We start from the raw sequence: 17,828 nt of genomic DNA, 5'->3' as shown, positions 1-17,828 counted from the left end.
GGCCGAATGGCCAACCCCGTGAGGAGTCCCTAAACTTGCGCGGAGTGAGACCCAGGGTGGGGCTCAGGAGGTGGGGTTCGATGGCCGAGGAGCGCGAGGTGCGCACGGTGGTCGAATCCGACGTGATCGTGGTCGGCGCCGGCCCCGGTGGGGCGACCACGGCCAAATGGCTGGCCGATCGCGGGCTGAGTGTCAGCCTGCTGGAGAAATCCACCTTCCCGCGTGAGAAGGTCTGCGGCGACGGCCTCACCCCGCGCGCCACCAAGCAGCTGATCCGCCTCGGCGTCGACGTGTCCGAAGAGGCAGGATGGGTGCACAACCGCGGCCTGCGTACCTACGCCGGGCATCCGACGCCCTTCGAGTTCGCCTGGCCCGAGCTGGAGCAGTTCCCGAGCTACGGCCTGACCCGGCCGCGGTCGGAATTCGACGCGATGCTCGCCGACCTCGCGGTCGCCTCCGGCGCCACGCTCTACCAGAACACCAACGTCGCCGAACCCATTCTTGATGAGGCCAGCGACCGCATCGTCGGCGTCCGTGCCAAGAACGGCGCCGAGTTCCGCGCCCCGATCACGGTCGCGGCCGACGGCAACTCCAGCCGGCTCGCGCTCGCGATGGGGCTGGAGAAGAACCGGCTGCGCCCGATGGGCGTCGCCGCGCGCGCCTACTTCCGCAGCCCGCGCACCGGCGATCCGCTGATCGAGAGCCACCTGCAGCTGTGGGACGGCGTCCCCGGCAAGTCGAACCTGCTGCCCGGCTACGGCTGGGTGTTCCCGATGGGCGACGGCACCGTCAACGTCGGTCTCGGAACGGTCGGCTCCACGGCGTCCAGCCAGAAGCTGAAGTTCCGCGAACTGATGTGGAAGTGGCTCGACAACACCCCGCCGGAGTGGGAGTTCAACCGCGACACGATGATCGGCCAGATCTCCTCCGCCGCGCTGCCGATGAGCTTCAACCGCAAGCCCGCCTACGGCCGCGGCCTGGTGCTGGTCGGGGATGCCGGCGGCATGGTCAGCCCGTTCAACGGCGAGGGCATCCCGTACGCGATGGAGGCGGCCGACTTCGCCGCCGACGCGATTGCGGACGCCCACGCGCGCGGCCTCGGCACCCGATCGGCGGAGAAGGCGCTGCAGGGCTACGTCTCCCGGCTCGAGCACGAGTGGGGCGGCTACTTCCGTCTCGGCCAGATCTTCGTGGCGCTGATCGAGCGCCCCGAGGTGATGTACCTGTGCACCCGCTACGGCCTGCCCAGGCCCACGTTGATGAAATTCGTCATGAAGCTGTTGGCTCACCTGTACGACACCAACGATGGTGATTGGATGGACAAAACGATCACCGCGTTGACGAAGGTGGTGCCGTCGGCATGACGCTCCACCAGAAGGGAAGGGTGTGATGAGCCCCTACATTCCTATCCTCGGGGTGCTGTTCTTCGCGGCCGCTCTGCTGGGGGTGATGGTCATCGCCTCCCTGGTCATCGGTCCCAAGCGCTACGACCGCGCCAAGTACATGCCCTACGAGTGCGGCATCGACCCCACGCCGAAGGCCGCCGGCGGCGGCCGCTTCCCGGTGAAGTACTACATCACCGCGATGATGTTCCTCGTCTTCGACATCGAGATCGCCTTCCTCTACCCCTGGGTGGTCGCGTTCAACCAACTGAGCATGTTCGTCATCGTCGCCATGATCGTGTTCCTCCTGCTGCTGTGCATCGCGTACTACTACGAGTACAAGCGCGGCGGCATGGAGTGGGACTGAGCGGGTAGGAAAGGAATCGACTCATGGGTATCGAAGACGCCCTTCCCGAAGAGGGAATCCTCACCACCACCGTCGAGGCCGTCGCCGGCTGGATGCGCCGCACCTCGTTCTGGCCGGCCACCTTCGGCCTGGCCTGCTGCGCCATCGAGATGATGACCTACGGCGGCCCGCGTTTCGACGCCGGCCGCTGGGGCCAGGAGGTGTTCCGCGCCTCGCCGCGCCAGGCCGACCTGATGATCATCTCCGGCCGGGTCAGCCAGAAGATGGCGCCGGTGATGCGCCAGGTCTACGACCAGATGCCGAACCCGAAGTGGGTGATGGCGATGGGCGTGTGCGCCAGCTCGGGCGGCATGTTCAACAACTACGCGATCGTGCAGGGCGGCGATCACATCGTGCCGGTCGACATCTACGTTCCCGGCTGCCCGCCGCGGCCCGACATGCTCATTGACGGCATGTTCAAGCTGCGCGAGCTGGTGATCAAGCACCCGATGGGCAAGCACCAGGCCAAGGTGCTGGCCGATCTCGAAGAGCTGGCCCTGATCGCCACGCCCACCCTGGAACAGAAGGGGCTCATGCGATGAGCGACGAGAAGCTTCCCGCCGGCGTCGGACGCGAGGACGCCGAGCCGGCCCCGGTGCTCGCCACCCGCACCGGCATGTGGGCCGACGGATCGCCCGACGTGTCCGGCTACGGCGGCATCGTCCGCCCGTACCTGCCCCAGCGTTACACCGAGCGCCCGCTGGATGATGAGCACGAGCGCGTGCTGGGCCGGCTGGAAGAGCTCGTCGAGGAGCCCTTCCATCACGTCCTGTTCGACCGCGGCGAGCTGACCGTGTTCGTGCCGCGCGCCAAGCTGCTCGAGGTCGTCGCCGCGTTGCGTGACGACGCGCACCTGCGCTACGAGGGCTGCCTGAGCGTGTCGGGCGTCCACTACCCCAGCGACACCGGCGCCGAACTGCACTCGGTGTACCACCTGCAATCGTTCACCCATAACCGCCGGCTGCGGCTGGAGGTGACCTGCCCGGACGCCGACCCGCACATCCCCAGCGTGTGCGCCACCTACCCGGCCGCCGACTGGCACGAGCGCGAAGCCTGGGACATGTTCGGGATCATCTACGACGATCATCCCGCGCTCACCCGCATCCTGATGCCCGATGACTGGGTCGGCCACCCGCAGCGTAAGGATTACCCGCTCGGCGGCATCCCGGTCGAGTACAAGGGTGCGGTCGTCCCGCCCCCGGACCAGCGGAGGAACTACCGATGAGTGCATCGAACACCGACTTCTACGCAGGCCCCGGCGAGGAAACCACCGGGCCGGTGTACACCGCGATGGGCGGCGACTGGGCCGACATCGCCCAGGAGCACGCCGAGCGCGGCGACGAGACCCTGGTGATCAACATGGGCCCGCAGCACCCGTCCACGCACGGCGTCCTGCGGCTCATCCTGGAGTGCGACGGCGAGACCGTGATCAGCATCCGCCCGGCCATCGGCTTCCTGCACACCGGCATCGAGAAGAACATGGAATACCGGACCTGGACCCAGGGCACCACGTTCGTGACCCGGATGGACTACGTCGCGCCGCTGTTCAACGAGGCCGCCTACTGCCTGTCGGTGGAGCGCCTGCTCGGCATTGAGGACCAGATCCCGCAGCGCGCCAACGAGATCCGGGTGCTGGTGATGGAGCTGTGCCGGATCGCCTCCCATCTGGTCGCCATCGGCACCGGTGGCATGGAGATCGGCGCCCTCACCGTGATGACGATCGGCTTCCGCGAGCGCGAGATGATCCTCGACTTCTTCGAGGCGCTCACCGGCCTGCGGATGAACCACGCCTACATCCGTCCCGGCGGTGTCGCCAACGACCTGCCCGAGAACGGCCTGGCTCAGCTGCGCGAGGTGATCAAGTGGCTGGAGGATCACCTGCCCGAGTACGCGGCGTTCTGCAACGAGAACCCGATCTTCAAGGGCCGGATGATGGGCATCGGCCACATGGACCTGAGCGCCTGCATGGCGCTCGGCGTCACCGGCCCGATGCTGCGCTCGACCGGTTATGACTGGGATCTGCGCAAGAAGCAGCCCTACTGCGGGTATGAGACCTACGACTTCGACACCCACTACTGGAAGCCGACCGACGGTTGGGCCAGCTCGGACTCCTACGCGCGCTTCCGCGTCCGCCTCGACGAGATGTGGGAGTCGCTGAAGATCGTCAAGCAGTGTGCCGACCGCCTGGAGGCCTCGGCCGGGCAGCCGGTCATGGTCACCGACGCCAAGGTGGGCTGGCCCGCCCAGCTCGCCGTCGGCCCCGACGGCCAGGGCAACAGCCACGAGCACATCAAGCACATCATGGGTGAGTCCATGGAGGCGCTGATTCACCACTTCAAGCTGGTCACCGAAGGATTCAAGGTGCCGGCCGGCCAGGCGTACGTGCCGATCGAGTCGCCCAAGGGCGAGATCGGCTGCCATGTCGTGTCCGACGGCGGCACCCGGCCCTACCGCGCGCACATGCGGGACCCCGGGTTCCACCACCTGCAGACCGTCCCGCTCCAGTGCGAGGGCGGCATGATCTCGGACGTCGTCGTCGCGGTCGGCTCGATCGACCCCGTCATGGGAGGTGTGGACCGGTGAGCGGTCACGAGTTCCAGAGCTTCTTCCCCTCCTCGGGGACGGTCGACATGACCGATACCTCGACCAACATCACCGAGGCGACCCTGGAGGAGATGCGCGAGCTGGCCTCGCGCTACCCGCAGGCCCGCTCGGCGCTGCTGCCGATGCTGCACCTGGTGCAGTCGGTGGACGGCCGGGTCTCGCCCCGCGGCATCGAGGCGTGCGCCGAGGTGCTCGGCATCACCGCGGCCCAGGTGTCCGGCGTGGCCACCTTCTACACGATGTACAAGCGGCGTCCGGCCGGCGAGCACCACATCGGCGTCTGCACGACGGCGCTGTGCGCGGTGATGGGCGGCGACGCCCTGATGGACCATGTCAGCGACCAGCTGGGCGTCCAGCCAGGCGAGACGACCGCCGACGGCAAGTTCAGCTTGGAGGCCGTCGAATGCAACGCGGCCTGCGACTTCGCGCCGGTGATGATGGTCAACTGGGAGTTCATGGACAATATGGACCCCGGCAAGGCCGATCAGCTGCTGGACGACCTGCGCTGCGGCCGCGAGGTGCAGGCCACCCGCGGGGCCACCATCACCAGCTGGAAAGAGGCCGAGCGCGTGCTGGCCGGCTTCCCCGACGGGCGTGCCGATGAGGGCCCGACCGCGGCGGGTGCCTCGCTCGCCGGTCTCACCATCGCGACCGAGCGCGGCTGGCGCGCCCCGGATGCGCCCGCCCCGGTGAAGGAGGAGGAGCAGTGACCGACACGCTCACCCCGGTGCTCTCGGCCAACTGGGCCGACGAGCGCGCCTGGAAGATCGCCAACTATGAGCGCCGCGGCGGTTACCGGCCCTTGCGCAAGGCGCTGCAGATGACCCCCGACCAGGTCATCGGCGAGGTCAAGGACGCCGGCCTGCGCGGCCGTGGCGGCGCGGGCTTCCCGACCGGCATGAAGTGGAGCTTCGTGCCGCAGGACAACCCGAACCCGAAGTACCTGGTGGTGAACGCCGACGAGTCCGAGCCGGGTACCTGCAAGGACATCCCGCTGATGATGGCCAGCCCGCACACCCTGGTCGAGGGCGTCATCATCTCCTCCTACGCGATCCGCGCCCACCATGCGTTCATCTACGTGCGCGGCGAGGTGCTGCACGTGATCCGCCGCCTGCAGCAGGCGGTGCGCGAGGCGTACTCGGCCGGTTACCTCGGCAAGAACATCCTCGGCACCGGTTACGACCTCGACATCATCGTGCACGCCGGCGCCGGCGCGTACATCTGCGGCGAGGAGACCGCGCTGCTCGACTCGCTCGAGGGACGCCGCGGCCAGCCCCGGCTGCGGCCGCCGTTCCCCGCCGTCGCGGGCCTGTACGCCTGCCCGACCGTGATCAACAACGTCGAATCGATCTCCTCGGTGCCCGGCATCATCGGCAACGGTGCGGCCTGGTTCGGGCTGATGGGCACCGAGAAGAGCAAGGGGCACGGCATCTTCTCGTTGTCGGGCCACGTCGCCCAGCCCGGCCAGTACGAGGCCCCGATGGGGATCACGCTGCGCCAGCTGATCGAGCTGGCCGGCGGCATCCGCAATGGGCACGAGCTGAAGTTCTTCACCCCGGGCGGGTCGTCGACCCAGATCCTCACCGGCGACGCCCTCGACATGCCGCTGGACTTCGACTCGGTCGCCGCGGCCGGCTCGCTGCTCGGCACCCGGGCGCTGCAGATCTTCGACGAGACCACCTCGGTGGTGCGCACCACGCTGCGCTGGATCGAGTTCTACAAGCACGAGTCCTGCGGCAAGTGCACCCCCTGCCGCGAAGGCAACTGGTGGCTGGTGCAGATGTTGAAGAAGTTCGAGGCCGGCCAGGCCGCCGAGGGCGACATCGAGAAGCTGCTCGATGTCGCCGACAACATCGGCGGCAAGTCGTTCTGCGCGCTCGCCGACGGCGCGGTGGCGTGCGTCACCTCCGCGGTGAAGCAGTTCCGCTCCGAGTTCGAGGCCGGCTACCACACCCCGGCCTGGGAGCTGTTCCCCTACGAGCGCAGTGCCCTGTTCCCCGTCAAGACCGCTGGAGGCCACGCATGAGCGTTCAAGCCAAGCCCGGCGCCGTCGAGAAGTCGGATCTGATCTCGGTCTTCATCGACGGCACGGAGGTGCAGGTGCCCAAGGGCACCCTCGCGATCCGCGCCGCCGAGATGATCGGCATCGAGATCCCGCGCTTCTGCGACCACCCGCTGCTCGACCCGGCCGGTGCCTGCCGCCAGTGCATGGTGGAGGTGCCCGATATGGGCAATGGCCGCGGCATGCCGAAGCCGCAGGCGTCCTGCACCCTCGAGGTCGCGCCCAATATGCAGATCCAGACCCAGCTGTCCTCGGCGCGGGCCAAGAAGGCCCAAGAGGGCATGCTGGAGCTGCTGCTGATCAACCATCCGCTGGACTGCCCGATCTGCGACAAGGGCGGCGAATGCCCGCTGCAGAACCAGGCGCTCAGCCATGGTCACGCCGAGTCGCGCTACGACGGCGTGAAGCGGACCTTCCCCAAGCCGGTGCCGATCTCGGCGCAGATCCTGCTCGACCGCGAGCGTTGCGTGCTGTGCGCGCGCTGCACCCGGTTCTCCGAGCAGATCTCGGGCGACCCGTTCATCGCGCTCGTCGAGCGCGGCGCGTTGCAGCAGGTCGGCATGTATGCCGACGACCCCTACGACAGCTACTTCTCCGGCAATGTGGTGCAGATCTGCCCGGTGGGTGCGCTCACCTCGGCCGACTACCGGTTCCAGGCCCGCCCGTTCGACCTGGTGTCGACGCCGGTCACCTGCGAGCACTGCGCGGGCGGCTGCCAGCTGCGCGCCGATCACCGGCACTTCCAGGTCAAGCGCCGCCTGGCCGGCAACGCCCCCGAGGTCAACGAGGAGTGGAACTGCGACCGGGGCCGGTTCGCCTTCTACTCCGGCCGCGTCGGCGACCGGCTGCGGACGCCGCTGGTGCGTGACGGCGACGTGATGCGCCCGGCGTCCTGGCCCGAGGCCATCGACGCCGCCGTGGCGGGCCTGTCGGCGGCGGGCAGCCGGGTCGGCGTCCTCACCGGCGGACGCCTGACCGTCGAGAACGCCTACGGCTACGCCAAGTTCGCCCGGGCCGTGCTCGGCACCAACAACGTCGACTTCCGCGCCCGGGCCCACTCGGCCGAAGAGGCCGCCTTCCTCGCGCACGCCGTGGCCGGCAAGCGCGTCGGCGACGGCGTCACCTACACCGCCCTCGAACACGCCAAGCAGGTCATCTGCGTGGCCTTCGAGCCGGAGGAGGAGATGGGCGCGGTCTTCCTGCGCCTGCGCAAGGCCGTCCGCAAGAAGGGCCTGAAGGTCGCCACGCTGGCGCCCTACCTGACCAACGGCGCGCACAAGCTGAAGGCCACCTTGATCCCGACGGTCCCGGGCACCGAGGCCGAGGTGGTCGGCACCCTGGCCGCCGACGCCGAGACGATCATTCTGGTCGGCGAGCGCGCGGCCACCCTGCCGGGCACGCTCACCGCGGTGCTCGATCTGGCCGAGCGCACCGGCGCCGCGTTGGCGTGGATGCCGCGCCGCGCGGGCGACCGGGGCGCGATCGAGGCCGGCTGCCTGCCGAACCTGCTGCCGGGCGGTCGCCCGATGGCGGACGCCGGCGCGCGCGTCGACCTGGCCGCCGCCTGGGGCGTCGACCGGCTGCCGAGCCAGATCGGCCTGGACGCCGACGCGATGCTCAAGGCCGCCGCCCTCGGCGACCTGGACGCCCTCGTGGTCGCTGGTGTGCAGCCGACCGACTTCGCCGACGCCGCCCTGGCCCGGGACGCCTTCGAGAAGGCGGGCTTCGTGCTCAGCTTGGAGCAGCGGTCCTCCGAGGTCACCGAGCGCGCCGATGTGGTGCTGCCGATCGACCTGCTCGAGGAGCAGGCGGGCACCTTCCTCAGCTGGGAGCACCGTGAGGGCCGGGTCAACCGGGTGATCAAGCAGGCTCCCACCTCGATGAGCGACCTGCGTGCGCTGGCCATGCTGGCCGACGCGCTCGGCTCCGACCTCGGCGTCCGGACCGCGGCCAAGGCCAAGGCCGAGATCGACGAGATCGGCACCTGGGACGGCGCGCGCGCCGCGGCACCGAGCGTGCCGGTGCCCGCGCTCGACCTGGGCGAGGGCATTGTCCTCGCCTCCTGGCGCCAGCTGCTCGACGGCTCGGCGAGCAACGACGGGGCCGACTTCCTGCTGGCCACCGCCAAGCCGCCCGTGGCCCGGATGAGCGCGGCCACCGCGCATGCCCTCGGCGTGAGCGAGGGCGACACCGTCACCGTGGCCGCCGGCCCGGAGCTGACCCTCCTGGTCGAGGACTCCATGGTCGACGGCGTGGTCTGGATTCCCAGCAACGTCTCCGGACGCGGGCTCGGCGAGCTTCGCGTCACACCCGGCGCAACCGTCACTGTCACCGGAGGTGCGGCATGACTCCCGATTCAGTCGTCATGAACGATCCCTGGTGGATCGTGCTGATCAAGGTCGTCGGCGTGGTGATCCTGCTGCTGACCTGGACGATCTTCAACGTGTGGTTCGAGCGCCGGCTGGTCGCCAAGATGCAGCACCGCCTCGGCCCGATCATGAACCCGATCAAGCTCGGCGGCCTCGGCCAGGCCCTCGGCGACGGCATGAAGCTGCTGTTCAAAGAGGACTTCGCCCCCGGCATGGTCGACAAGGTGCTGTTCACCATCGCCCCGCTGATCGCCGGCGCTTGCGCGTTCACCGCCTGGTCGGTGATCCCGCTGGGCGGCGAGGTGAACATGTTCGGCGTGACCACGCGCCTGCAGGTGGCCGACATGGACGTGTCCGCGCTGCTGATCCTCGCGGTCGCCTCGGTGGCCATCTACGGCTTCGTGCTCGCCGGCTGGAGTTCGCAGTCGCCGTACTCGCTGCTCGGCGCGCTGCGCTCCTCGGCGCAGATGATCAGCTACGAGATCTCGATGGGCCTGTCCTATGTGGCGGTGTTCCTGATGGCCGGCTCGATGTCGACCTCGCGGATCGTCGAGGCGCAGGGACAGCCGTTGTCCCTGTTCGGCCTCAGCGGCCTCGGCCTGCAGTCGTGGTACTGGACGATGATCATTCCGTCGTTCGTGATCTATGTGATCTCGATGGTCGGCGAGACCAACCGCGCCCCGTTCGACCTGCCCGAGTGCGAGTCCGAGCTGGTCTCGGGCCACCTCACCGAGTACACCGGCTTCCGGTACGCCATCTTCTTCCTCGCCGAGTACATCAACATGGCCACGGTGTCCGCCGTCGCCACCACGCTGTTCCTCGGCGGATACAAGGCGATCTGGCCGCTCGGCTTCCTGATCCCCGACACCGGGTACTGGGGCTTCTTGTGGTTCGCGATCAAGGTGCAGCTGTTCATCTCGCTGTTCGTGTGGCTGCGTGGCACCCTGCCGCGTCTGCGCTACGACCAGTTCATGACCCTGGGCTGGAAGTGGCTGATCCCGATCTCGCTGGCCTGGGTGATGGCGGTCTCGCTGCTGCGCGGCCTCACCAACCACGGCCTGCTGCAGGGCCCGGTGCTGTTCATCGTGCTCGGCGTCGCCGCGATGGCGGTGCTCGGGGTCGCCTTCTTGGGCGGCGAGAAGGCCGAGCCCGAGCCCGAATGGATCGAGGGCCCGTTCGACGCCTTCGCCGGCGGCTATCCCGTCCCGCCCAGACCCGGCCAGACGCTACCCGAGTTCGCCGACGTGGTGCCCGGCTCCAGCGCGGACGACGACCAGGCCGCGCCGGCGGCGTCCGACGACAGGAAGGATGGCTGAGCCATGGGTCTGTTCGATGCTTGGGCCGGATTCGGCGTCACGTTCCGCACCATGTTCCGCAAGACCTTCACCCAGGGGTATCCGCTCCCGGGCCGTGAGAAGGTCACCGCACCGCGCTTCCATGGGCGTCACCAGCTGAACCGCTGGCCCGACGGCCTGGAGAAGTGCGTCGGCTGTGAGCTGTGCGCGTGGGCCTGCCCGGCGGACGCCATCTACGTCGAGGGCGCCGACAACACCGAGGACGCCCGCTACTCCCCGGGGGAGCGGTTCGGTGCGGTCTACCAGATCAACTACCTGCGCTGCATCCTGTGCGGCCTGTGCATCGAGGCGTGCCCGACGCGCGCGCTGACGATGACCAACGACTTCAAGCTGGCCGACACGAGCCGCGAGAAGATGATCTACACCAAGGACCGGCTCCTCGCCCCGCTGCTGCCGGGCATGGAGGAGCCTCCGCACCCGCGACGCCTGGGCGACGACGAGAAGGACTACTTCCTCGGCCTGCCACCCACCGGCGTCCCGGATACGCGCACGGGCACCGCGCGCACTCAGGAGGTCGTCAAGTGAACACCGCACTGCTTCCCCTGGTCACCGGGGCGGAGGTGACCTTCTGGATCGCCGGGCCGCTGGCCGTCCTCGGCGCGCTCGGCCTGGTGCTGAGCCGCCGGGCCGTCTACGCCGCGCTGTCGATGGCCGTCGCCATGATCGCGCTGGCCGTGCTGTACGCCTCGCTGGGCGCCCCGTTCCTGGCGATGACGCAGATCATCGTCTACACCGGCGCGGTGATGATGATGTTCCTGTTCGTGCTGATGATGGTCGGCATCGACACCCCGGACTCGGCGGTCGAGACGCTCAAGGCGCAGCGCCCGCTCGCCGCGCTGATCGGCATCGGCGTCGCCTCGCTGCTGTTCTTCGGCATCGGCGGTGCCCTCCACGCCGCGCCGGCCACGGTCACCGAGGCCAACGCCCAGTTCGGCGGCAACGTCCAGGGCTTGGCCAACCTGATGTTCGGCCGCTACGTGTTCGTGTTCGAGCTGGCCTCGGCGCTGCTGATCGTGTCCGCGGTCGGCGCCATGCTGCTGTCGCATCACCAGCGGGTCAGCAAGAAGCTCGGCCAGCGTGAGCAGGCCCAAGCCCGGATGAAGGCGTACGCGGACGCCGGCGAGCACCCCGGCCCGCTGCCCAACTCGGGCGTCTACGCCACCACGAACGCCATCGGCGCCCCGGCCCTGCTGCCGGACGGCTCGGTCTCGGAGAAGTCGCTCAGCCGCACCCTGGTGCTGCGCGGCGCCGCGGTCGACCCGCTGCCGCTGAAGCAGCTCACCGGCCAGACGTTCGCTGCCATCGAGGCGATCCGTGACGAGGACGAGGTGGACCAGTGATGATGAACCCCGAGAACTACCTCATCCTCGCGGCGCTGCTGTTCGCCATCGGCGCCGTGGGCGTCCTGATCCGCCGCAATGCGCTGGTCGCGTTCATGTGCGTGGAGTTGATGCTGAACGCCTGCAACCTGGCGTTCGTCGCCGGCTCGCACATCACCGGCGTGCTGGACGGTCAGGTGGTGGCCTTCTTCGTGATGGTGGTGGCCGCCGCCGAGGTCGTGGTGGGCCTGGCCATCATCGTGTCGATCTACAAGACGCGCCGCTCGACCTCGGTCGACGACGCCAACCTGCTCAAGCTCTGAGGTGGGCGACGTGATTCTTCTCGAAACCATCGCCGAACCGGTCGCCGCGACCGGGATGTTCACGTGGGCGTGGACGATGATCGCCGTACCGGCGGTCGTGGCGGGTGTCCTGCTGCTGGCCGGCAAGCTGTCGGACGCCTGGGGTCACCTGCTCGCGACGGCGGCCGTGCTGTTCTCGTTCGCGATCGCCGCGTGTCTGTTCGGCTCCCAGCTGACGACCGACGCCGCGCACCGCGCGGTCGAGGTGCCGCTGTACACCTGGTTCAGCGTGGGGGAGTGGACCTTCGAGGTCGGCCTGTTGGTCGATCAGCTCTCCATCCTCTTCGCGCTGCTGATCACCGGCGTGGGCAGCCTGATCCACATCTACTCGATCGGCTACATGGCGCACGACGCGCGCCGCCGCCGGTTCTTCGCCTACCTGAACCTGTTCATCGCCGCGATGCTGGTGCTGGTGCTGGCCAACAACTACCTGGTGCTGTTCGTCGGCTGGGAGGGCGTCGGCCTGGCGTCGTTCCTGCTGATCAGCTTCTGGCAGCACAAGCCGTCCGCGGCCGCCGCCGGCACCAAGGCGTTCGTGATGAACCGCGTCGGCGACCTCGGCATGCTGGCCGCGATCGGCTCGATGCTGGCCATGTTCGGCAGCTCGTCGTTCGCTTCGGTCAATGCCGGCGCGCACGGACTGGACCCGCTGTGGGCGACCCTGATCGGCGTGTTCCTGCTGCTGGCCGCCTGCGGCAAGTCCGCGCAGGTGCCGCTGCAGGCCTGGCTGCTGGACGCCATGGAGGGCCCCACCCCGGTGTCGGCGCTCATCCACGCCGCCACCATGGTCACCGCGGGCGTCTACCTGGTTGTCCGCAGCCACGCGATCTTCGAGGCGTCCGCCACCGCGCAGCTCGCGGTCGTCGTCGTCGCCACGGTGACCCTGCTGGCCGGCGCCTGGATCGGCACCAGCCAGGACGACATCAAGAAGGTGCTCGCCGGCTCCACCATGAGCCAGATCGGCTACATGATGCTCGCCGCGGGCATCGGCCCGGCCGGGTACGCGTTCGCGATCTTCCACCTGCTCACGCACGGCTTCTTCAAGGCCAACATGTTCCTGGGCGCCGGCTCGGTCATGCACGGCATGAACGACGACGTGAACATGCGCCACTACGGTGCGCTGAGCTCGGCGATGAAGTGGACCTTCGGCACCTTCGCGATGGGCTACCTGGCGATCATCGGCTTCCCGCTGTTCGCCGGCTACTTCTCCAAGGACCACATCATCGAGACGGCCTTCCACGAGAGCACGGTCATCGGTGCATGCGCGCTGCTGGGTGCCGGTGTCACCGCGTTCTACATGACGCGGCTGATGATCATGACCTTCTTCGGCTCCAAGCGCTGGCAGCCCGGCGTCCATCCGCACGAGTCGCCGCGGGTGATGACCGTCCCGCTGGTGATCCTGGCGATCTTGTCGATCGCGTCCGGTCTGGTGATGAACAACTGGATCCAGGGCTGGCTCGAGCCGGCCGTCGGCAACCACGCCCATGAGGTGTCGCTGATCCCGACGCCGGTGGGCTGGGCCACCATGGCGGTCGTCGCGCTCGGCGTGGCCGTCGCCTACCTGGCATTTGGCCGCGGCTCCATCCCGGTGACGGCACCGGCCACCCGCAACCCGATCACGATCGCGGGCCGCAAGGTGTTGTTCGGCGACCAGATCAACCAGGCCGTGTTCGTGGGCCCCGCCGCCGCGGTCGCCGCCGCGGTCGATACCACGGACGCCCGCGGCATCGACCGGGCCGCCGATTCGTCGGCCGACGCGTTCGCCGGCCTGTCCACGCAGGTTCGCCGCCTGGAAACCGGCTACGTCCGCAGCTATGCGCTCACCATGCTGGGCGGCGTGCTGCTCGTGGGTGTCGTTGCAATCCTCAGCCAGCTGGGTTGAGGGAGGAGTTGAGATGACTTTCCCCTGGTTGACCATCCTCGGGCTGGTGCCGCTGGTCGGCGGCCTGCTCCTGCTGCTGCCGATGGGCAAGGGCGCCGCACGTGTGCTCGGCTTCGGCGCCTCGCTGCTGACGCTCGGCATCGGCCTTGCCGTCGCCGGCCTGGCCAGCACGGGCGCCGACCTGGCGGTGCAGGTGCCCTGGATCCGCGCGTTCGGCGCCTGGTGGGCGCTCGACGTGGACGGCATGGGCCTGGCCATGGTGCTGATGACCGTCGTGCTCACCCCGGTGGTGCTGCTCGCCGAGTGGAACCCGCCGGCCTGCCGCTGGAGCGCGCAGGCGTTCTTCGCGCTCGTGCTCGTGCTGGAGGGCCTGTCGCTGTTCGTCTTCATGGCGGGCGACGTCTTGCTGTTCTACCTCTTCTTCGAGGCCACGCTGATCCCGACCTACTTCCTCATCGTCGGCTTCGGCGGCGAGCGCCGGCGCTACGCCGCGGTGAAGTTCCTGCTGTTCAGCCTGGCCGGCGGCCTGATCATGCTCGCCTCGGTGGTGGGGCTGTTCGCAGTGAGCGCCGCCCAGGGCACCCCGTCCTACCTGGTCGCCGACCTCGCCGCGCTGGGCATCGAGGGCGAACTCGGCCGCTGGATGATGGTGGGCTTCCTGATCGCCTTCATCATCAAGGCGCCGATGGTCCCGCTGCACACCTGGCTGCCGGACGCCGCCGAGCACTCCACGCCCGGCACGGCGACGCTGCTGGTCGGCGTCCTCGACAAGATCGGCACCTTCGGCATGATCCGCTTCTGCCTGGGGCTGTTCCCCGAGGCCTCGGTGTGGGTGACGCCGTTCATGGTGTGGTTCGCGGTGCTCTCGATCCTGTGGGGCGCCTTCGGCGCCATCGGCAGCCGCAACCTGATGCGCCTGGTCGCCTACACCTCGGTGAGCCACTTCGGCTTCATGGTGCTCGGCATCTACGCGTTCACCACCAGCTCGCTGGCCGGATCGATGTTCTACATGCTCAACCACGGCTTCTCGACCGCGGCGATGTTCCTGGTCGTCGGCTTCCTCGCCAAGCGGCGCGGCAGCTACGACATCGACGCCTTCGGCGGCGTCCAGAAGGTCGCCCCGATGGCCGCGGGCCTGCTGCTCGTCTCGGGCCTGTCGGCGCTGTCGCTGCCCGGTCTGTCCACCTTCGTCAGCGAGTTCATGGTGATCTCGGGCACCTGGAGCCGCTACCCGGTCGTCACGGGTGTGGCGATGATCGGCGTCGTGCTCGCCGCCGTCTACGTGCTGCGGATGTACCAGCGCACGATGACCGGACCGGTCACCGACGCCACGGCCACGCACTTCACCGGGCGCGACCTGACCGGCCTGGAACGGGCGATCATGATCCCGATCCTCGGGGTGCTGCTGTTCCTCGGTTTCGTGCCCGCACCGGCCGTGCAGCTCGTTGAGCCCACCGCACAAGCGATCCTGACCCACGTCGGCGTGTCCGACCTGGAGCCGGTCGTGAAGGGAGCCAAGTGATGACCTACCCGATGCTGCTGGAGATGGCCGCCCCCGTCCTGGAGTGGCGCGCACTGGCGCCGGTGCTGCTGCTGTTCGGCGCCGCCTGCCTGGGCATCCTGGTGGAGGCCGTGTTGCCGCGCGCCTACCGCTTCACCGCGCAGATCGTGCTGGCCGCGGTCAGTGTGGTGTTCGCGCTCGCGTTCCTGGTGCTGAACGTGCGCACCCTGCACGGCGGCAACGTCGCGATGGGCTCGCTGATGCTGGACGGCCCCACCTACTTCATGTGGGCCGCGCTGCTGGTGTTCGGCTCGCTGGCGCTGATGGTGTTCTCCGAGCGCAGCCTCAACGGCGGGGCGTCCGCGTTCGCCGCCTCGGCCGCATCGGTGCCCGGCTCGCGCGATGAGGCCGAGGCGTCCGCCGCCCGCAACGAGCACACCGAGGTCTACCCGCTGGTGCTGTTCGCCCTCACCGGCATGATGGTGTTCCTGGCCTCGTCCGATCTGCTGGTCATGTTCGTGGCCCTGGAGGTCTTCTCGCTGCCGCTGTACCTGCTCTCCGGGATGGCGCGCCGCCGCCGCCTGCTCAGCCAGGAAGCCGCGCTGAAGTACTTCCTGCTCGGCGCGTTCAGTTCGGCCTTCTTCCTGTTCGGTGCCGCGATGCTGTTCGTGGTGACCGGATCGCTGGACCTGTCGGCGATCCACGACGCGACCGCCGGCGCCACCACGACGCGCGGCCTGGTCTTCATCGGGCTGGGGCTGCTCGCGGTCGGCCTGCTGTTCAAGGTCGGCGTGGTGCCCTTCCACAGCTGGACGCCCGACGTGTACATGGGCGCCCCGACCCCGGTCACCGGCTTCATGGCGATCGCTACCAAGCTGGCGGCCGTGGGCGCCGCCATGCGCGTGTTCTACGTCGCCCTCGACGGTGAACGCTGGACCTGGCAGCCGCTGTTCGCCGTGCTGGCCGTGCTCACCATGGTGATCGGCGTCGTCGGTGCGCTGACCCAATCCGACATCAAGCGCCTGCTCGCCTACAGCTCGATCGCGCACGCCGGCTTCATCCTGACCGCCGTCGTCGGCGCCAGCCAGCTGGTGCAGGCCGGCCAGGCCACCTCGGCGGCGTCCATCATGTTCTACCTGGTCGCCTACGGCTTCGCGACGATCGGCGCGTTCGCGATCGTCACCATGGTCCGCAATGCGGCCGGCGAAGAGAACGGGCTGGCGGGCTGGGCGGGCCTGGGCCGCAAGAGCCCGTGGGTGGCCGGCCTGTTCGCGCTGTTCATGCTGAGCTTCGCGGGCATCCCGCTCACCGGCGGCTTCATCGGCAAGTGGGCCGTGTTCACCGCCGCCTGGCGCGGTGGCTATTGGTGGCTCGTCGTGGTCGCCGTTATCGTGAGCATCGTGGCGGCCTACCTGTACCTGCGTGTCATCGCGGTGATGTTCGCGACCGAATCGGCCCCGGGCACCTTCGTGGGCCGGGCCAGTGGCTGGACCTGGGTTCCGGTCGCGATCGGCGCCGCAGCGACGGTGTGGATGGGCCTGCTCCCCGATCAGGTGATGCAGTGGGCGTCGATGGCGGGCGGCTTCCTGCGGTGACCGACCTTTCCCTGGACGCCGTCGACCACGCGTTCGAGACGGCCGTGCGTGGCCGCCTCGACGCGATCGAGGCGTTGCTGCAGGACACGGCGGCGGCCCAGACGGCCTTCGTGACCGACGCGGCGCAGCACCTGCTCAACGCCGGCGGCAAGCGGTTCCGGCCGTTGCTGGTGGTGCTCGCCTCGCAGTTGCACGAAGGTGCGGACGCCTCGGCGATCGACCGCGCGGCGGTGGTGATGGAACTCACCCACGTGGCGAGCCTGTACCACGACGACGTGATGGACGAGGCGCAGGTGCGCCGCGGCGTCCCGTCGGCGAACAGCCGGTGGGACAACACCGTCGCGATCATGGTCGGTGATTTCCTGTTCGCGCGCGCCTCCTCGACGGTGGCCACGCTGGGCACCGAGTACGTCTACCTGCAGGCCGAGACCTTCGCCCGCCTGGTCCAGGGCCAGATCGCCGAGACCCGCGGCGCGCAGCCGGGCGACGACCCGCTGGAGCACTACCTCGGCGTGATCGCCGACAAGACCGGATCGCTGATCGCGGCCTCGGCCCGGTTCGGCGGCATGGTCTGCGGTTCCTCGCCCGAGGTACTGGATGCGCTCGCCGCTTACGGCGAGGAGGTCGGCGCGGTCTTCCAGCTGTCGGACGACCTGCTCGACATCGACTCCGATTCCTCAGGCAAGAGGCCCGGCACCGACCTGCGCGAAGGCGTGGCCACCCTTCCGGTGCTCATGCTGCGCCGGAACGCGGAGGCCTGCGACGCGCGCCTGCTGGATCTGACCTCCCGCCCGCTGACCGATGAGGACGAGGTGGCCGAGGCGCTGGCGCTGCTACGCGCCCACCCGGTGATGGACGCCGCCCGCGCCGAGGTGGCGCGGCGCGCCGACCTCGCCAAGGCCCACCTGGCCGTGCTGCCCCAGGGGCCGGCGCGCGCGGGGCTCGAGGCGCTCTGCGACCAGGTGGCCAACCGCTCGCGCTGACCATTCCA

16 protein-coding genes are annotated in these 17,828 nt (G+C 69.1%); all 16 read left to right on the top strand.

The genetic code is table 11. The features are described from left to right. Window positions 1–80 precede the first annotated feature (80 nt). The 16 genes from QM708_RS04710 to QM708_RS04635 are packed head-to-tail and all read left to right on the top strand — an operon-like array spanning window position 81 to window position 17,820. Entirely contained in the window at window positions 81–1,364 is a 1,284-nt protein-coding gene (locus QM708_RS04710) for a geranylgeranyl reductase family protein (protein ID WP_415104874.1), read from the top strand. Between the two features lie 25 nt (window positions 1,365–1,389). After that, entirely contained in the window at window positions 1,390–1,749 is a 360-nt protein-coding gene (locus tag QM708_RS04705) for an NADH-quinone oxidoreductase subunit A (RefSeq protein ID WP_415104872.1), read from the top strand. A 23-nt stretch (window positions 1,750–1,772) separates the two neighbouring features. After that, the gene (locus tag QM708_RS04700; RefSeq protein WP_415104870.1) at window positions 1,773–2,330 is read left to right on the top strand and encodes an NADH-quinone oxidoreductase subunit B; all 558 of its coding nucleotides are present in this window, start codon (window positions 1,773–1,775) and stop codon (window positions 2,328–2,330) included. Beyond that, entirely contained in the window at window positions 2,327–3,013 is a 687-nt protein-coding gene (locus QM708_RS04695) for an NADH-quinone oxidoreductase subunit C (RefSeq protein ID WP_415104868.1), read from the top strand. Before QM708_RS04700 ends, QM708_RS04695 begins: the two co-directional genes overlap by 4 nt. Further along, window positions 3,010–4,371 carry an NADH-quinone oxidoreductase subunit D gene (locus QM708_RS04690; RefSeq protein WP_415104866.1) on the top strand — a complete coding sequence of 454 codons (1,362 nt, stop codon included), beginning with the start codon at window positions 3,010–3,012 and terminating at the stop codon, window positions 4,369–4,371. The genes QM708_RS04695 and QM708_RS04690 overlap by 4 nt, the downstream gene beginning before the upstream one ends. 47 nt (window positions 4,372–4,418) lie before the next feature. Beyond that, window positions 4,419–5,102 (top strand): NADH-quinone oxidoreductase subunit NuoE, encoded by a 684-nt coding sequence (gene nuoE, locus QM708_RS04685; RefSeq protein ID WP_415111277.1) that lies wholly within the window; start codon window positions 4,419–4,421, stop codon window positions 5,100–5,102. Beyond that, window positions 5,099–6,418: an NADH-quinone oxidoreductase subunit NuoF gene (gene nuoF / locus QM708_RS04680; protein WP_415104864.1), complete on the top strand. Its 1,320-nt coding sequence runs from the start codon at window positions 5,099–5,101 to the stop codon at window positions 6,416–6,418. The genes nuoE and nuoF overlap by 4 nt, the downstream gene beginning before the upstream one ends. Further along, window positions 6,415–8,802: an NADH-quinone oxidoreductase subunit G gene (locus tag QM708_RS04675; RefSeq protein ID WP_415104862.1), complete on the top strand. Its 2,388-nt coding sequence runs from the start codon at window positions 6,415–6,417 to the stop codon at window positions 8,800–8,802. The genes nuoF and QM708_RS04675 overlap by 4 nt, the downstream gene beginning before the upstream one ends. Further along, window positions 8,799–10,139 carry an NADH-quinone oxidoreductase subunit NuoH gene (gene nuoH, locus QM708_RS04670; protein WP_415104860.1) on the top strand — a complete coding sequence of 447 codons (1,341 nt, stop codon included), beginning with the start codon at window positions 8,799–8,801 and terminating at the stop codon, window positions 10,137–10,139. The genes QM708_RS04675 and nuoH overlap by 4 nt, the downstream gene beginning before the upstream one ends. A gap of 3 nt (window positions 10,140–10,142) precedes the next feature. Beyond that, a complete protein-coding gene (nuoI, locus tag QM708_RS04665) occupies window positions 10,143–10,703 on the top strand; it encodes an NADH-quinone oxidoreductase subunit NuoI (protein ID WP_415104858.1) in 561 nt (186 codons plus the stop codon). After that, complete coding sequence (locus tag QM708_RS04660) at window positions 10,700–11,518, top strand: NADH-quinone oxidoreductase subunit J (protein WP_415104856.1); 819 nt, start codon at window positions 10,700–10,702, stop codon at window positions 11,516–11,518. Before nuoI ends, QM708_RS04660 begins: the two co-directional genes overlap by 4 nt. Window positions 11,519–11,520: 2 nt before the next feature. Then, window positions 11,521–11,820, top strand: a complete 300-nt coding sequence (nuoK, locus tag QM708_RS04655) for an NADH-quinone oxidoreductase subunit NuoK (RefSeq protein ID WP_415111274.1) — start codon at window positions 11,521–11,523, stop codon at window positions 11,818–11,820. 55 nt (window positions 11,821–11,875) lie between these two features. Beyond that, the gene (gene nuoL, locus QM708_RS04650; protein WP_415111271.1) at window positions 11,876–13,741 is read left to right on the top strand and encodes an NADH-quinone oxidoreductase subunit L; all 1,866 of its coding nucleotides are present in this window, start codon (window positions 11,876–11,878) and stop codon (window positions 13,739–13,741) included. Window positions 13,742–13,754: 13 nt separating this feature from the next. Continuing rightward, on the top strand, window positions 13,755–15,263 hold the full coding sequence (locus tag QM708_RS04645) for an NADH-quinone oxidoreductase subunit M (RefSeq protein ID WP_415104854.1): 1,509 nt from the start codon (window positions 13,755–13,757) through the stop codon (window positions 15,261–15,263). Then, window positions 15,263–16,837: an NADH-quinone oxidoreductase subunit NuoN gene (gene nuoN / locus QM708_RS04640; protein WP_415104852.1), complete on the top strand. Its 1,575-nt coding sequence runs from the start codon at window positions 15,263–15,265 to the stop codon at window positions 16,835–16,837. Before QM708_RS04645 ends, nuoN begins: the two co-directional genes overlap by 1 nt. Beyond that, window positions 16,834–17,820, top strand: a complete 987-nt coding sequence (locus QM708_RS04635; protein WP_415104850.1) for a polyprenyl synthetase family protein — start codon at window positions 16,834–16,836, stop codon at window positions 17,818–17,820. The genes nuoN and QM708_RS04635 overlap by 4 nt, the downstream gene beginning before the upstream one ends. Window positions 17,821–17,828: the final 8 nt, after the last annotated feature.

This window comes from Propioniciclava sp. (assembly GCF_047602245.1).
In the GTDB taxonomy this organism is placed as follows: domain Bacteria; phylum Actinomycetota; class Actinomycetes; order Propionibacteriales; family Propionibacteriaceae; genus Propioniciclava.
The sequence above is the reverse complement of the archived record's forward strand: the minus strand, read 5'-3'. Positions and strand labels throughout refer to the sequence as shown.

Excerpts from the sequence above, each read along its gene's own strand:
- QM708_RS04710 (WP_415104874.1), top strand. The coding sequence starts at position 81 with ATGGCCGAGGAGCGCGAGGTGCGCACGGTGGTCGAATCCGACGTGATC.
- QM708_RS04705 (WP_415104872.1), top strand. The coding sequence starts at position 1,390 with ATGAGCCCCTACATTCCTATCCTCGGGGTGCTGTTCTTCGCGGCCGCT.
- QM708_RS04700 (WP_415104870.1), top strand. The coding sequence starts at position 1,773 with ATGGGTATCGAAGACGCCCTTCCCGAAGAGGGAATCCTCACCACCACC.
- QM708_RS04695 (WP_415104868.1), top strand. The coding sequence starts at position 2,327 with ATGAGCGACGAGAAGCTTCCCGCCGGCGTCGGACGCGAGGACGCCGAG.
- QM708_RS04690 (WP_415104866.1), top strand. The coding sequence starts at position 3,010 with ATGAGTGCATCGAACACCGACTTCTACGCAGGCCCCGGCGAGGAAACC.
- nuoE (WP_415111277.1), top strand. The coding sequence starts at position 4,419 with ATGACCGATACCTCGACCAACATCACCGAGGCGACCCTGGAGGAGATG.
- QM708_RS04675 (WP_415104862.1), top strand. The coding sequence starts at position 6,415 with ATGAGCGTTCAAGCCAAGCCCGGCGCCGTCGAGAAGTCGGATCTGATC.
- nuoH (WP_415104860.1), top strand. The coding sequence starts at position 8,799 with ATGACTCCCGATTCAGTCGTCATGAACGATCCCTGGTGGATCGTGCTG.
- nuoI (WP_415104858.1), top strand. The coding sequence starts at position 10,143 with ATGGGTCTGTTCGATGCTTGGGCCGGATTCGGCGTCACGTTCCGCACC.
- nuoK (WP_415111274.1), top strand. The coding sequence starts at position 11,521 with ATGAACCCCGAGAACTACCTCATCCTCGCGGCGCTGCTGTTCGCCATC.
- nuoL (WP_415111271.1), top strand. The coding sequence starts at position 11,876 with ATGTTCACGTGGGCGTGGACGATGATCGCCGTACCGGCGGTCGTGGCG.
- QM708_RS04645 (WP_415104854.1), top strand. The coding sequence starts at position 13,755 with ATGACTTTCCCCTGGTTGACCATCCTCGGGCTGGTGCCGCTGGTCGGC.
- nuoN (WP_415104852.1), top strand. The coding sequence starts at position 15,263 with ATGACCTACCCGATGCTGCTGGAGATGGCCGCCCCCGTCCTGGAGTGG.